The organism is Niveibacterium sp. 24ML, assembly GCF_026586805.1.
Lineage (GTDB): Bacteria > Pseudomonadota > Gammaproteobacteria > Burkholderiales > Rhodocyclaceae > Niveibacterium.
The window spans coordinates 47,755-61,201 of record NZ_JAPFHA010000010.1 but is presented as its reverse complement, the minus strand read 5'-3'; the positions used below and the strand labels follow the sequence as shown (position 1 = coordinate 61,201).

At 62.1% G+C, this 13,447-nt stretch carries 16 protein-coding genes; 6 read left to right on the top strand and 10 right to left on the bottom strand.

The features are described 5' to 3' along the window. Positions 1–103 precede the first annotated feature (103 nt). The 6 genes from dapC (at position 104) to OPU71_RS10460 (ending at position 6,091) form a co-directional block, all read left to right on the top strand. On the top strand, positions 104–1,312 hold the full coding sequence (gene dapC, locus OPU71_RS10485) for a succinyldiaminopimelate transaminase (RefSeq protein WP_267727910.1): 1,209 nt from the start codon (positions 104–106) through the stop codon (positions 1,310–1,312). Between the two features lie 38 nt (positions 1,313–1,350). Beyond that, the gene (dapD, locus tag OPU71_RS10480; RefSeq protein WP_267727909.1) at positions 1,351–2,169 is read left to right on the top strand and encodes a 2,3,4,5-tetrahydropyridine-2,6-dicarboxylate N-succinyltransferase; all 819 of its coding nucleotides are present in this window, start codon (positions 1,351–1,353) and stop codon (positions 2,167–2,169) included. A gap of 30 nt (positions 2,170–2,199) precedes the next feature. After that, positions 2,200–3,384 carry a PilT/PilU family type 4a pilus ATPase gene (locus OPU71_RS10475; protein ID WP_267727908.1) on the top strand — a complete coding sequence of 395 codons (1,185 nt, stop codon included), beginning with the start codon at positions 2,200–2,202 and terminating at the stop codon, positions 3,382–3,384. Between the two features lie 6 nt (positions 3,385–3,390). Beyond that, positions 3,391–4,542 carry a succinyl-diaminopimelate desuccinylase gene (gene dapE, locus OPU71_RS10470; RefSeq protein WP_267727907.1) on the top strand — a complete coding sequence of 384 codons (1,152 nt, stop codon included), beginning with the start codon at positions 3,391–3,393 and terminating at the stop codon, positions 4,540–4,542. Between the two features lie 8 nt (positions 4,543–4,550). Further along, a complete protein-coding gene (gene prmB / locus OPU71_RS10465; RefSeq protein WP_267727906.1) occupies positions 4,551–5,495 on the top strand; it encodes a 50S ribosomal protein L3 N(5)-glutamine methyltransferase in 945 nt (314 codons plus the stop codon). 146 nt (positions 5,496–5,641) lie between these two features. Further along, on the top strand, positions 5,642–6,091 hold the full coding sequence (locus OPU71_RS10460) for a response regulator (protein ID WP_267727905.1): 450 nt from the start codon (positions 5,642–5,644) through the stop codon (positions 6,089–6,091). A gap of 79 nt (positions 6,092–6,170) precedes the next feature. On the opposite strand, the gene OPU71_RS10455 is transcribed toward OPU71_RS10460, so the two are convergent. The 10 genes from OPU71_RS10455 to iscR all read right to left on the bottom strand — a co-directional run bounded on the left by OPU71_RS10455 (position 6,171) and on the right by iscR (position 13,363). Then, positions 6,171–6,656 (bottom strand): glutathione peroxidase, encoded by a 486-nt coding sequence (locus OPU71_RS10455; protein ID WP_267727904.1) that lies wholly within the window; start codon positions 6,654–6,656, stop codon positions 6,171–6,173. A gap of 24 nt (positions 6,657–6,680) precedes the next feature. Next, entirely contained in the window at positions 6,681–6,875 is a 195-nt protein-coding gene (gene iscX / locus OPU71_RS10450; RefSeq protein ID WP_267727903.1) for a Fe-S cluster assembly protein IscX, read from the bottom strand. Further along, positions 6,872–7,213, bottom strand: a complete 342-nt coding sequence (gene fdx / locus OPU71_RS10445; protein ID WP_267727902.1) for an ISC system 2Fe-2S type ferredoxin — start codon at positions 7,211–7,213, stop codon at positions 6,872–6,874. Before fdx ends, iscX begins: the two co-directional genes overlap by 4 nt. Before the next feature lie 4 nt (positions 7,214–7,217). Then, complete coding sequence (gene hscA / locus OPU71_RS10440) at positions 7,218–9,086, bottom strand: Fe-S protein assembly chaperone HscA (protein WP_267727901.1); 1,869 nt, start codon at positions 9,084–9,086, stop codon at positions 7,218–7,220. Beyond that, positions 9,086–9,622, bottom strand: a complete 537-nt coding sequence (gene hscB / locus OPU71_RS10435) for a Fe-S protein assembly co-chaperone HscB (protein WP_267727900.1) — start codon at positions 9,620–9,622, stop codon at positions 9,086–9,088. The genes hscA and hscB overlap by 1 nt, the downstream gene beginning before the upstream one ends. A gap of 75 nt (positions 9,623–9,697) precedes the next feature. Then, positions 9,698–10,021, bottom strand: a complete 324-nt coding sequence (gene iscA, locus OPU71_RS10430; protein WP_267727899.1) for an iron-sulfur cluster assembly protein IscA — start codon at positions 10,019–10,021, stop codon at positions 9,698–9,700. Positions 10,022–10,028: 7 nt separating this feature from the next. Then, the gene (gene iscU / locus OPU71_RS10425; RefSeq protein WP_267727898.1) at positions 10,029–10,433 is read right to left on the bottom strand and encodes a Fe-S cluster assembly scaffold IscU; all 405 of its coding nucleotides are present in this window, start codon (positions 10,431–10,433) and stop codon (positions 10,029–10,031) included. A 21-nt stretch (positions 10,434–10,454) separates the two neighbouring features. Continuing rightward, positions 10,455–11,663 (bottom strand): IscS subfamily cysteine desulfurase, encoded by a 1,209-nt coding sequence (locus OPU71_RS10420; protein ID WP_267727992.1) that lies wholly within the window; start codon positions 11,661–11,663, stop codon positions 10,455–10,457. A 45-nt stretch (positions 11,664–11,708) separates the two neighbouring features. After that, positions 11,709–12,857, bottom strand: coding sequence for a cysteine desulfurase family protein (locus tag OPU71_RS10415; RefSeq protein WP_267727897.1), 1,149 nt, complete (start codon positions 12,855–12,857; stop codon positions 11,709–11,711). 8 nt (positions 12,858–12,865) lie between these two features. Beyond that, entirely contained in the window at positions 12,866–13,363 is a 498-nt protein-coding gene (iscR, locus tag OPU71_RS10410) for a Fe-S cluster assembly transcriptional regulator IscR (RefSeq protein ID WP_267727896.1), read from the bottom strand. Between the last annotated feature and the right edge of the window lie 84 nt (positions 13,364–13,447).

Sequence of the window (13,447 nt, the reverse complement as noted above, 5' to 3'; positions counted from 1 at the left end):
ATAATATCACCCCCGCATCGCCGCCCATGGCGCCCGCCGGCGCGCCAGCCAAGCGCGCGCCTGGCCCGCCAGCGCGGTCAGCATGCTTTCCCTGGAGCCCGAATTGAATCCGCGCCTCGACCTGCTGCAGCCCTATCCGTTTGAACGTTTGCGGCAACTGTTCGCCGGCGTCGAAGCGCCAGCTGGCCAGAGCCCGGTGCGGCTATCGATCGGCGAACCACAGCACGCCACGCCGGCCTTCATTCAGGAAGCGCTGGTGATGAACTTGCGCGGCCTCTCCGCCTACCCCACCACGGCGGGTGGCGACGCCCTGCGCGAGACCATCGCGAACTGGCTGACGCACCGATACGGGCTCGATCCGATTGACCCGGCCAGCGAAGTGCTGCCGGTGTGCGGGTCGCGCGAGGCGCTGTTCGCCTTTGCGCAGGCGATTGTGGATACCAGCAAGCCGGCGCCACTGGTGGTGAGCCCGAACCCCTTCTATCAGATCTACGAAGGCGCCGCTTTGCTGGCCGGCGCCGAGCCGGTATTCCTCGACCAGATGCCGGAGCACGACTACCGGCTCGATCTGGATTCATTGAGCGACGCGCAATGGCAACGCGTGCAGCTGATGTTCGTCTGCTCGCCCGGCAATCCGACCGGCAAGGTGCTGCACCTGGATGACTGGAAAGCGCTGTTCGAGCGCGCGGATCGCTATGGATTCGTGATCGCCGCCGACGAGTGCTATTCCGAGATCTATTTCGACGAGAGCAAGCCGCCGCTGGGCGCCCTGCAGGCCGCCAAGGCGCTCGGCCGCCATGACTACGAGCGGCTGGTGGTGTTCTCGAGCCTCTCGAAGCGCTCGAACGTACCGGGCTTGCGCTCCGGCTTCGTCGCGGGTGATCGCAAGCTGCTCAAACAATTCCTGCTCTATCGCACCTACCACGGCTGCGCGATGAGCCTGCCGGTGCAGGCCGCGAGCGTTGCCGCCTGGCGCGACGAATCGCATGTGCGCGAGAACCGCACACTCTACCGGCAGAAGTTCGCGGCGCTCGAACCGATCCTGAGCCCGGCGCTGGGCATTGCACTGCCCGATGCCGGCTTCTACTTCTGGGCACGCACACCCTGCGACGACCGCGAATTCGCACGCGAGCTTTTCGGCGCTACGCATGTCACGGTGCTGCCCGGCCAGTTCCTTTCCCGCGATAACCACGGCATGAATCCGGGCGCCGGCTTCGTCCGTATCGCCCTGGTCGCGGCGCACGACGAATGCGTCGACGCCGCCCACCGCATTGCAGCCTTCGTCGCACGCCGTTTTGGCAACGCCGGCTGATCCAGCGTTTCAACCCACCATTCGAAGAGGTCCCCCTGATGAGCAACCTGCAAACCATCATCGAGAACGCCTGGGAACAGCGCGCCGAGATCAACCCGGGCAACGTGGCAGCCGAGCTGCGCGACGCGATCGAGCACACGATCGGCGATCTGGACGCCGGCCGCGTCCGCGTTGCAGAGAAGATTGACGGCGCCTGGGTGACGCACCAGTGGGTCAAGAAGGCGGTGCTGCTGTCCTTCCGCGCCAACGACAATGTGCTTACCGACGACGGCGTGAACAAGTACTTCGACAAGGTGCCGACCAAGTTCGCGAACTGGACCGAAGCCGACTTCCGTGCAGCAGGTTTCCGCGCTACGCCGGGCTCGGTTGCTCGCCGTGGCAGCTTCGTTGCCCGCAATGCGGTGCTGCTGCCCTCGTACCTGAACATCGGCGCCTACGTCGATGAAGGCACGATGGTCGATACCTGGGTTACTGTCGGCTCCTGCGCGCAGATCGGCAAGAACGTTCACCTTTCCGGCGGCGTCGGTATCGGCGGCGTGCTCGAACCGATGCAGGCCAACCCGACCATCATCGAAGACAACTGCTTCATCGGCGCCCGCTCGGAAGTCGTTGAAGGCGTGATCGTTGAAGAGAACTCGGTAATCTCGATGGGCGTCTACATCGGCCAGAGCACGAAAATTTACGACCGCGAGACAGGCGAAGTGAGCTACGGCCGAATCCCGGCCGGTTCCGTCGTGGTTTCCGGTAACCTGCCTTCTTCCGACGGAAAGTACAGCCTGTACTGCGCCGTGATCGTGAAGAAGGTTGATGCGAAAACCCGCGCAAAGACCAGCATCAACGATCTGCTGCGCGCCTGAACCTGAATTAGTCAAAGAGAGCGGCGGACCATGATCCTCGACAAGCTGTTCCAGCTGATGAGCGAAAAGCACGCGTCAGACATTTTTGTCTCGGCCGGCGCGCCCATCCACATCAAGATCCAGGGCACCGTGATGCCGGTGAACCAGCAGGTGATGGAACCTACTGTGATCCAGCGCATGGCCTACGAAATGATGACGCCGGAACAGATCCAGTCCTTCGAGAAGACGAAGGAACTGAACCTGTCGTTTGGCCGCCGCGATCTGGGCAACTTCCGGGTCAACATGTTCTGGCAGCGCGGCTCGATCGCGATCGTCGTGCGCTTCATCCAGGGCGAGATACCCAAGCTTGAAACCCTGGGGCTGCCGGAGTCGCTGTCGGATCTGATCCTCGAAAAACGCGGCCTGATCCTGGTCGTGGGCTCCACCGGTTCAGGCAAGTCGACCACGATGGCCTCGATGCTCGATCACCGGAACGAGACCAAGCCCGGCCACATCCTGACGCTTGAAGACCCGATCGAATACCTGTTCCGCCATAAGCGTTCGGTGGTCAACCAGCGCGAAGTGGGCCTGGACACCCACGACTGGCACATTGCGCTGAAGAACGCGATGCGCCAAGCGCCGGACTGCATCCTGATCGGCGAAATCCGCGACCGCGAAACCATGCAGGCCGCGATTGCCTACGCGCAAACCGGCCATCTGTGCCTGGCCACCCTGCACGCCAACAACGCGTACCACGCGCTGAACCGGATCGCGAACTTCTTCCCGCTTGAAAGCCGCACCCTGCTCTACCTCGACCTTTCGGTCGCCTTGCGCGCGGTCGTCTCGCAGCGCTTGGTCAAGCGGCCGGACGGTCGCCGCATCCCGGCGGTGGAGTTGCTTTCGAACACCCGCCACATCGCGGACCTGATCGAGAAAGGCAACTTCCCCGAGATCAAGGATGCGATGGAGCAATCCCTCGCGCCCAGCTCGCAGACCTTCGAGCAGGATTTGTTCCGCCTCTATCGCGAAGGCGTGATCTCGCTCGACGAAGCACTGGGCAACGCCGATTCGCCGACCAACCTTTCCTGGCTGATCAACAACCAGCAGCTAGGCAGTGCGGAGCCGGCGAGCAGCTCGGGCGCGCCCACGATCATCGACTTCGAAGAGAGCCTGTCCGACGGTGCGTCCTTCAAGTCCTTCACGCTCCACATGGAAGACACCCCTTCCAACCCCTGAGCCCGAATGAGTAACAGCCAAACCGTGCAATCCCCTACCCGCGCATTGACCGAAGCTCTGATTCGTCGCGCATCGGTCACCCCAAAGGACGAGGGTTGCCTCGAACTGATCTGCGAACGCCTCGCGCCACTGGGCTTCCGCTTCGAACGGATCGAAGCCAACGGCGTCAGCAACCTGTGGGCGCGGCGCGGCGATACCCGCCCGGTGCTGTGCTTTGCCGGCCACACCGATGTGGTGCCGACCGGCCCTATCCCTGAATGGGCGAGTCCCCCGTTTGAGCCCACCGAACGCGATGGCTACCTGTACGGGCGCGGCGCGGCGGACATGAAGGCATCGCTTGCGGCCTTTGTCACCTCGATCGAGGACTTCGTTGCCGCCCACCCTGATCACAAGGGTTCCATCGCACTGCTGCTGACCTCGGACGAGGAAGGCGTTGCCACCCATGGCACGAAGATCGTTGTCGACACCCTCGCCGAGCGCGGCGAAGCCATGGACTATTGCATCGTCGGCGAGCCGACATCGGTCGATACGCTGGGCGACATGATCAAGAACGGCCGCCGTGGTTCGCTCAATGCTCTGCTGCGCATCAATGGCCTGCAAGGGCATGTGGCCTACCCGCACCTGGCGCGTAACCCGATCCATCTGGTTGCGCCGGCCCTCGCCGAGCTGACGGCCATGCAATGGGATGCCGGCGACGAGTACTTTCCGCCGACCACCTTCCAGGTGTCGAACATCCACGCGGGCACCGGCGCAACCAATATCGTGCCTGGCTCGCTCGAGATGCGTTTCAACTTCCGTTTCTCACCGGCAAGCCCGGCAGAACACCTGAAGCAGCAGGTCCACGCAGTGCTGGACGCGCACAAGCTCCACTACGAAATCGACTGGCAGCTTTCCGGGAACCCCTTCATCACCCCACGGGGCCCACTGGTCGACGCAATGGAGGCGGCCATTGAAGCGGCCACCGGCCTCAAGCCCGCGCTATCAACCACCGGCGGCACCTCAGACGGGCGTTTCATCGCACGCCACTGTCCCGAGGTAGTTGAATTCGGCCCGGTCAACGCCACGATCCACCAGGTGAACGAACGCATCGCGGTGTCCGCGATCGAGCCACTATCCGCGGCATATCGAGGCATCCTCGAACGCCTGCTCAGCCACTGAGGGTTAAAATGAGTCACGATCACCAGCACTGCGACGACGAGCAGTGCGAACACGAGCACGCGCACGATCCGCGCGACGAGCTGGTCACCGTCCGCGATCTGCTGCGTTTTGCAGTGTCGCAGTTCAATCGCGCCGGCCTGGTTTTCGGGCATGGCACGGCCGACGCATTCGACGAGGCGGCCTACCTGATCCTGCGCACCTTGCATCTGCCGCTTGATCGCCTCGACCCGTTTCTTGACGCCTGCATCCCGTCAAACGAACGCAGCGAAGTGCTCGCGGTCATCGACGAGCGTGTCACCTCACGCAAGCCGGCCGCCTACCTGACCGGTGAAGCCTGGCTGGGCGAGTTCCGTTTCAAGGTGGACGAGCGCGTGATCGTGCCGCGCTCGTACTTTGGCGAACTGCTGCAGGACGGCTTTTCGCCCTGGGTCCAGGATGCCGAAGCCGTGGGTAGTGCGCTCGATCTTTGCACCGGCAGCGGCTGCCTTGCGATCGTGATGGCCCATGTCTTCCCGAACGCGAAGATCGATGCGGTCGATCTCTCTGACGCCGCGCTTGAAGTGGCCCGAACCAATGTCGCCGACTACGGCATGGATGAGCAGATCGAGTTGCTGAAGTCAGACGTTTTCTCAGCGCTCAATGGGCGTCGCTACGATCTGATCATCAGCAATCCGCCCTACGTCACGCAAGCCTCGATGGACGCCCTGCCGCCCGAGTACCGCCACGAGCCCGCCATGGCACTTGGTTCGGGCGAAGACGGGCTGGACGTCGTGCGGCAGATCATTGCGCAGGCCCATGCGCACCTGAATCCGGGTGGTCTGCTCGCGGTGGAAGTCGGGCATAACCGCCATCTGGTCGAAGCAGCATGGCCCGATCTGCCGCTCACCTGGCTCAACACCGCAGGCGCGGATGACGGCGTATTCCTGGTCCATCGGGAAGACCTCCCGCAGTAAGCCGGGCGTCCCCAAAAAGCGACACGTCGACGCGCATTCCACAGTGGGCTAGACTCCTTGGAAATGCGCGCCGACGCCGGTTTCATCCAAACGAGCGTGCAAGGTATTGCTTTGCGAGCCCCCGAAACCGCGACCCGTTACACACAATGACTACCGATCGACCGATTCTGCTCGTCGAGGACAACCCTGACGACGAAGCGCTTACACTGCGCGCCTTCACGAAAAACCGGATTGCCAACCCCGTGGTCGTCGCCCGTGACGGCGTCGAAGCGCTCGATTACCTGTTCGGGACCGGGCGTCACCTCAATCGTGACCTCAGCCAGATGCCTGCGGTGGTACTGCTGGATCTGAAACTACCCCGTATCGATGGCCTTGAGGTACTGCGGCGGATCCGTGGCGATGCGCGCACCGCACAGCTACCGGTGGTGGTGCTGACAACATCGCGCGAGCAGCAGGATATCCGCGACGCCTACGCCTTGGGTGCGAACAGTTATATCCGCAAGCCGGTCGACTTCGAACGCTTCATTTACACCGTTGGCCAACTCGGCATGTACTGGCTGTCTTTGAACGAACCGGCCGAAACGCCGCTTTCCTGAACGGCAAGGCCCGCTACAGCAAAAACAAGAACGGCGACCCCAGGGTCGCCGTTTTGCCATGCCACACGCGCAGCATGTTTCAGCCGAGCAATTTCTCGATCGCCGACTCCATGTCTTCAGGCTTGGTTGCGGGTGCGAAGCGCTCTACCACCTCGCCGTCCCGCCCGACGAGAAACTTGGTGAAGTTCCACTTGATCGCCGTGGTGCCCAGCAAGCCCGGCGCTTCTTTCGTAAGGTATTTGAAAAGCGGGTGTGCGTCGTCACCGTTCACATCCACTTTCTCGGAAACCGGGAAGGAAACGCCGTAGTTCTTCTCGCAGAAGGCACCGATCTCGACTTCACTGCCGGGCTCCTGGCCTCCGAACTGGTTGCAGGGAAAGCCCAGCACGACCAGCCCGCGCGAGGCGAACTTGCGATGTAGCGCCTCAAGCCCCGCGTACTGCGGCGTGAAGCCGCAATTACTCGCGGTATTGACGATCAACAGCACCTTGCCAGCATAGTCGGCAAGATTCAGCGGCTTTCCATCAAGGGTACGGCTCTCGAAACTCAGGATAGATGCGGTCATCGTGTTCTCCGGCAGGCGGGCAGTTCAATCGGCTTCGTCAATCCAGGTACCCTGGATCGCTTCGAGAATCTTCTCGCCACAGCGCTTGGGGTCGTCGTCGAAGCCAGGCAAGGCGATCACCCAGTTCATCAGATCAACGAAATTCACTTTCAGCGGATCGGCATCCGGGTGATGCTCGGTCAGCGCGATTGCGATTTCGCGTACGTCCGTCCATTTCATCGCTTTCCCTCCCTGGCCATGTTGATGGTGTAGCGCGGGATCTCTACCACCAGCGGCGTCTTGCCAACCATTGCCTGGCACGAGAGCCGCGAGCAAGGCTCAAGGCCCCAGGCCTTGTCGAGCAGGTCTTCTTCAATTTCTTCGGCGGGCTCAAGCGTATTGAACCCTTCACGCACCACCACATGACAAGTGGTGCATGCGCACGACTTCTCACAAGCATGCTCGATTTCGATGCCGGCATGCAGCAGGGCGTCGCAAATGGATTCGCCTTCGGCCGCATCGAGCACCGTCCCTTCCGGGCAGAGTTCAACATGCGGCAACACGATCACTTGAGTCATTTCTTCAAACCTTCAGGTCACTGAGCTTCTGCCCGGCCAATGCGGCGCGGATCGTTTTGTCCATGCGGCGCGCGGCGAAGGTTTCGGTCAGTTTGTTGATGCCTTCGAGCGCGCTCTTGATGGCGCGTCCGTCGTTACCCGCAATCAAACCGCTCAAAGCGGCCAGTGCGGCTTCGATTTCGGCACGCTCTGGCGCGTCAAGCAGGTCACCGTCGACATCCAGCGCGGACTGGACCGATTCCACCATGCGTTGCGCTTCAACCTGTTGCTCGCGCAATGCACGCAGACGCATATCTTCATCCGCATGTTCAAATCCCGCGCGCAGCATTCCGGCAACTTCGTCATCAGACAGCCCATACGAGGGCTTGACGACGATGGAAGCCTCGACGCCCGACGACAATTCGCGCGCGGCGACCGACAGCAAGCCATCGGCATCGACCTGGAAGGTGACCCTGATCCGGGCTGCCCCGGCCGCCATGGGGGGGATGCCGCGCAACTCGAAGCGCCCGAGCGAGCGGCAATCCCGCACCAGTTCGCGCTCCCCCTGCACAACGTGGATCGCCATCGCGGTCTGGCCATCCTTGTAGGTGGTGAACTCCTGCGCTTTTGCGGTCGGGATCGTGGAGTTGCGGGTCACGATCTTTTCGACCAAGCCGCCCATCGTTTCGATGCCAAGCGAAAGCGGAATCACGTCCAGCAGCAGCCAATCGTCTTCCTCACGCCGGTTGCCGGCCAGTACATTGGCTTGGATCGCAGCGCCGATCGCGACCACTTTGTCCGGATCGATATCGGTCAGCGGTTCATCGCCAAAGTGCTGGGCGACCGCCTCACGAATCTGCGGCATGCGCGTTGCACCGCCGACCAGCACGACGCCGTGCACATCTTCAACCGAAAGGTTGGCGTCACGCAGCGCCTTGCGCACCGGCGTCAGCGTCTTGGCGACCAGCTTTGCGGTCAGCGCTTCGAACTGCGCACGGGTGACTTCTGCCGATAGCGTGCTACCGTTGGTTAGCGCGACGCTCGCAACTTCAGCATCCTTGCGCGAGAGCACTTCCTTGACGCGGCGGCATTCCACCAGCACGGCACGGGCGTCTTCCGGCGAAAGCTCGTCGGCAGCGCCTTGCGCCCGTAGCCAGGTTGCAAGCGCCTGATCGAAATCGTCGCCACCCAGTGCAGCATCGCCACTGGTGGCCAGCACCTCGAACACCCCTCTCGATAGTTTGAGCACCGAGAAATCGAAAGTGCCCCCGCCCAGATCGAAGACGGCATAGATGCCTTCGGTTTCGTTGTCGAGGCCGTAGGCGATCGCCGCCGCAGTCGGCTCGTTGAGCAGGCGCAGCACGTTCAGCCCGGCAAGCCGTGCGGCGTCTTTGGTGGCCTGGCGCTGCGCGTCGTCAAAGTAGGCCGGAACAGTGATCACCGCGCCAACCAGCTCGCCGCCCAGACGGCTTTCCGCGCGCTGGCGCAAGACTTTGAGGATTTCGGCCGAGACCTCAACCGGGCTCTTGACGCCGGCGCGGGTGTTGATCCGCACCATCCCTTCGGCATCAACGAAGTCGTACTGCTTGCGCGCGCCGGCTTCCAGGTCATCAAGCCCCCGGCCCATGAAGCGCTTTACCGAAACAATCGTGTTCTGCGAGTCGGTGGCTTGATGTTCAGCCGCTTCCTTGCCCACGGCCACGCTGCCATCGGGCAGATAACGCACGATCGAGGGCAGCAGGATGCCGCACTGCTCGCCCGGCAGGCACTCGGGCAGACTGTGCCGCACGGTAGCCACCAGAGAATGGGTGGTGCCAAGGTCAATCCCCACCGCGAGCCGATGCTCGTGCGGCGCGGCCGACTGGCCGGGTTCAGCAATCTGTAGAAGAGCCATCAGTTTTCCAGAGTTTCCAGCGCACTGCCGATGTCTTCCTGCAGCCGCTCAAGGAACATCAATTGGCGCACCCGCGCGGTCGCCGCGATCAGGTCGCCATGCTCGTCAAAATCGCCGGCGAGCTGTTGCTCCATCGCACGGGCGTCGCGCCGCAACTCACGCAACAAGCCGTCGAGCGCTTCCACGTCTGCATCGTCCTGCGCCTCTTCAACCGCTTCGCGCAAGAGCATCTGCCGCATCAGGAAATCGGCCGGCATCGCGGTGTTCGATTCGATTTGCGGATCGATGCCCGCCAGGTGCAACAGGTAGCGCGCACGCGGCACCGCTCGCCTGAGCACGCGGTAACCCTCGTTCGCATGCGAAGCCCACTGCATTGCCACCCTGCGTTCGTTTTCCGGCATGTGCGAAAAACGGTCGGGGTGAATCTTTGCCTGCACATCGAGGTAGGCCGATTCGAGCACTGTGGGATCTACCGCAAAACGGCGCGGCAAACCGAACAATGCGAAGTAGTCGCCGAAGGCGTTAGATGCGTTCATCGAATTCAGTAAAGCCAACGCCGCCGCACGCACTCAAGCGCCGCGGCGGCGTCATGCCAGGCGTGCAGATCAGACTCAGACGTTGAAGCTTTCGCCGCAACCGCACTGATCCTTGACGTTCGGGTTGTTGAACTTGAAACCTTCGTTGAGCCCCTCACGCACAAAATCGAGCTCGGTTCCATCAATATACGGCAGGCTCTTGGGGTCGACGAGTACCTTCACGCCAAAGCTCTCGAATACGAGGTCCTCGCCCTGCGCTTCGTCCGCGTATTCGAGCTTGTAGGCCATGCCGGAACAGCCGGTGGTCTTCACACCCAGGCGAATCCCGACCCCCTTGCCGCGACGGCTCAGGAAGTTGGCCACGTGCTTTGCAGCGCTTTCAGACAAGGTGACAGCCATGATTCCCTCAGTCAGCTTTGGCGGACGCCTCGGCCTGCTTCTGGCGGTAGTCCTCTACCGCGGCCTTGATCGCGTCCTCTGCCAGGATTGAACAGTGGATTTTAACCGGTGGCAGCGCGAGCTCTTCAGCGATCAGCGTATTGCGGATGTCGAGCGCCTGATCCAGCGTCTTGCCCTTGACCCACTCGGTCACAAGCGACGATGAAGCAATTGCCGAGCCACATCCGTAAGTCTTGAACTTGGCGTCTTCAATCACGCCAGTTTCCGGGTTGACCTTGATCTGCAGCTTCATCACGTCGCCACAGGCCGGCGCGCCCACCATGCCGGTGCCGACATCGGCTTCAGTCTTGCCGAAGGATCCGACGTTGCGCGGATGCTCGTAGTGATCCAGAACCTTTTCGCTATAGGCCATTTTGGTGCTCCTCAGTATTCGTCAGTGCGCGGCCCACTGGACCGTATTCAGATCAACGCCTTCCTGAACCATTTCCCACAGCGGGGACAGCTCACGGAGCTTGCCGATCTTCTTGTGCAACAGATCGATCGTGTAGTCGATCTCTTCTTCAGTCGTGAAACGGCCGATCGTGAACCGGATCGAGCTGTGTGCCAGCTCATCATTGCGACCCAGCGCGCGCAGCACGTAGGAAGGCTCCAACGAGGCGGAGGTACAGGCAGAGCCCGACGACACCGCCAGATCCTTCACCGCCATGATCATCGACTCGCCTTCAACGTAGGCGAAGCTGATGTTCAGGTTGTGCGGCACGCGATGCACGAGATCCCCATTCACATAGGTCGCCTCGATATCCGCCAAACCGTTCATCAGCCGATCACGCAGCTTGGCGATGCGCGCATTGTCCGCCGCCATGTCTTCACGTGCAGTCCGGAACGCCTCGCCCATGCCAACAATCTGATGCGTCGCAAGCGTGCCGGAACGCAGGCCACGCTCATGGCCACCGCCGTGCATCTGTGCTTCGAGCCGCACGCGCGGCTTGCGACGTACATACAGCGCGCCAATTCCCTTCGGGCCGTACGTTTTGTGCGCTGAGAAGGACATCAGGTCGACCTTGAGTTTTTCAAGGTCGATCTCGACTTTGCCGGTTGCCTGCGCCGCGTCGACATGGAAGATGATCCCGCGCTCGCGGCAGATCTCGCCAATCTCGGCGATCGGCTGGATCACGCCGATCTCGTTGTTCACGAACATCACCGATACGACGATCGTATCGGGGCGCAGTGCCGCCTTGAAGGTATCAAGGTCAATCAGGCCGTTATCCTGCACATCAAGATAGGTCACCTCGAAGCCCTGGCGCTCCAGCTCGCGGGTGGTGTCCAGCACCGCCTTGTGCTCGGTCTTCACGGTGATCAGGTGCTTGCCCTTACCGGCGTAGAAGTGGGCTGCCCCCTTGATCGCGAGGTTGTTGGACTCCGTCGCACCAGAGGTCCAGATGATCTCCTTGGCGTCGGCATTCACCAGCGCAGCCACCTGCTCGCGCGCCTCTTCGACCGCGCGCTCAGCCTCCCAACCGTAGGCGTGCGAGCGGCTGGCGGGGTTGCCGAAATGCTCGGTCAGGTAAGGAATCATCTTCGCAGCAACACGCGGATCAACCGGCGTTGTCGCGGAGTAGTCAAGGTAGATCGGGAACTTCAGCATTGTGTCGACTCCAGGCGGGCGTCACCCGCATCTCTCAGATACTCAGACCGTTACAGCCGAGAACGTTCTCAAATTCGCCAGCGTTTCGCCGAGCGCAGTAAGGAAGCGCTCGACATCTTCATCCGTCGTTTCGTCACCCAGGCTCACCCGGACGGCGCCACGTGCAATCTGTTCTTCCACGCCCATCGCCAGCAGCGTCGCGGACGGGCGTGGATCTGCGCTTGAACAGGCCGATCCACTGGCTACCGCAAACCCCGCACGATCAAGCTTGGCCACCAGCGTCTCGCCATCGACATGCTCAAAGGCGAAGAAAGCGGTATTCGGCAGCCGCGGCGCCTGCGCGCCGAAAATCCGCGCACCACGCGCGGCCAGGCTTGCCTCAAGCTTGTTTCGCAGGCTTGCTAGCGCCCGGCCACGTTGGGCCAGGTCAGCCACCGCCAACTCGCAAGCACGCCCGAACCCAACGATTGCAGCGACGTTCTCGGTACCCGAGCGCAAGCCGCGCTCCTGCCCGCCGCCGGCAATCAGCGGCGCGAGTTCAATCCGCTTATCCAGCACCAGTGCGCCCGCACCGATCGGTCCGCGAATCTTGTGCGACGAGAGCGTCATCGCGCCCACGCCCCAGTCGCGAAAACTCACCGGCACCTTGCCCAGGGTCTGCACGGCATCGGTGTGAAACCACGCCCCGGCGGCACGCGCCTGCGCAGCCAGCGCGACAATGTTCTGCAACACGCCCGTCTCGTTATTGGCCGCCATCACCGATACGAGCTTGGGTCGCAAGGCCATCGCCGCGGAAAACGCAACGGAATCGATCTGACCAGCCGCATCCACCGCGGCAACCGACATCTGCCAGCCGGCCCGCGCCAACTGCCGCGCAGGCTCTCGCACACAGGGATGCTCCGTCGCGCCGACCACCACCGTGCCCGGCTTGATCAGGGCGGCGGCGCCTTTGATAAACAAGTTGTTCGCCTCAGACCCACCGGCGGTGAACACCACCTCGGTCGGATGCGCACCCGCTGCTGCCGCAACCTGCTGCCGCGCCAGATCAATTGCAGCCCTCGCCTGTCGACCGTACTCGTGCCGGCTCGACGCATTGCCGAAACGCGCCTCAAGGTAAGGGAGCATCGCCTCACGCACCCGCGCGTCAAGCGGCGTGGTGGCGTTGAAGTCGAGGTAGGTCGGCGCAAACATGATCGGCATCAGGCCGAAGCAATCGCCTCGGACTTCAGCTTGGTCTTGGCTTTGCCAAGGCATGCACGCTCATCGTGCATCACGACCTTGCCTTCGGCCTTGGCACGCTGCTGAGCGACCAGACCGCCCAGATTGACCGAATGCAGGTACTCGTACATCCGCTTGTTCAGATTTGTCCAGAGATCGTGCGTCATGCAGCGATGCTCGTCCTGGCAATTCTCTTTGCCACCGCACTGTGTGGCATCAAGCGGTTCATCCACCGCGATAATGATGTCTGCCACCGAGATGTCCGGCGCCGGGCGCGACAAGCAGTAGCCACCACCCGGGCCGCGCACGCTCGCAACCAGATTGTGCCGGCGCAATTTACCGAACAGCTGTTCAAGGTAGGACAGCGAAATCCGCTGACGCTCACTGATGCCCGACAAGGTGACCGGCCCGTCGCCTTCGCGCAAAGCGAGGTCAATCATCGCCGTTACCGCAAAGCGCCCCTTGGTTGTCAGTCTCATTGCTCAGCCCCGCATGAAGCCGGGTTCGCGGAAATCGCGCCCAACCGGCATCAATAGTTGATTGATTTACTCAAGAATACAATT

Bases quoted from the DNA above. Each gene is read 5' to 3' on its own strand.
- dapD (WP_267727909.1), top strand. From the start codon at position 1,351: ATGAGCAACCTGCAAACCATCATCGAGAACGCCTGGGAACAGCGCGCC.
- OPU71_RS10475 (WP_267727908.1), top strand. From the start codon at position 2,200: ATGATCCTCGACAAGCTGTTCCAGCTGATGAGCGAAAAGCACGCGTCA.
- dapE (WP_267727907.1), top strand. From the start codon at position 3,391: ATGAGTAACAGCCAAACCGTGCAATCCCCTACCCGCGCATTGACCGAA.
- prmB (WP_267727906.1), top strand. From the start codon at position 4,551: ATGAGTCACGATCACCAGCACTGCGACGACGAGCAGTGCGAACACGAG.
- OPU71_RS10460 (WP_267727905.1), top strand. From the start codon at position 5,642: ATGACTACCGATCGACCGATTCTGCTCGTCGAGGACAACCCTGACGAC.
- OPU71_RS10455 (WP_267727904.1), bottom strand. From the start codon at position 6,656: ATGACCGCATCTATCCTGAGTTTCGAGAGCCGTACCCTTGATGGAAAG.
- iscX (WP_267727903.1), bottom strand. From the start codon at position 6,875: ATGAAATGGACGGACGTACGCGAAATCGCAATCGCGCTGACCGAGCAT.
- fdx (WP_267727902.1), bottom strand. From the start codon at position 7,213: ATGACTCAAGTGATCGTGTTGCCGCATGTTGAACTCTGCCCGGAAGGG.
- hscA (WP_267727901.1), bottom strand. From the start codon at position 9,086: ATGGCTCTTCTACAGATTGCTGAACCCGGCCAGTCGGCCGCGCCGCAC.
- hscB (WP_267727900.1), bottom strand. From the start codon at position 9,622: ATGAACGCATCTAACGCCTTCGGCGACTACTTCGCATTGTTCGGTTTG.
- iscA (WP_267727899.1), bottom strand. From the start codon at position 10,021: ATGGCTGTCACCTTGTCTGAAAGCGCTGCAAAGCACGTGGCCAACTTC.
- iscU (WP_267727898.1), bottom strand. From the start codon at position 10,433: ATGGCCTATAGCGAAAAGGTTCTGGATCACTACGAGCATCCGCGCAAC.
- OPU71_RS10415 (WP_267727897.1), bottom strand. From the start codon at position 12,857: ATGTTTGCGCCGACCTACCTCGACTTCAACGCCACCACGCCGCTTGAC.
- iscR (WP_267727896.1), bottom strand. From the start codon at position 13,363: ATGAGACTGACAACCAAGGGGCGCTTTGCGGTAACGGCGATGATTGAC.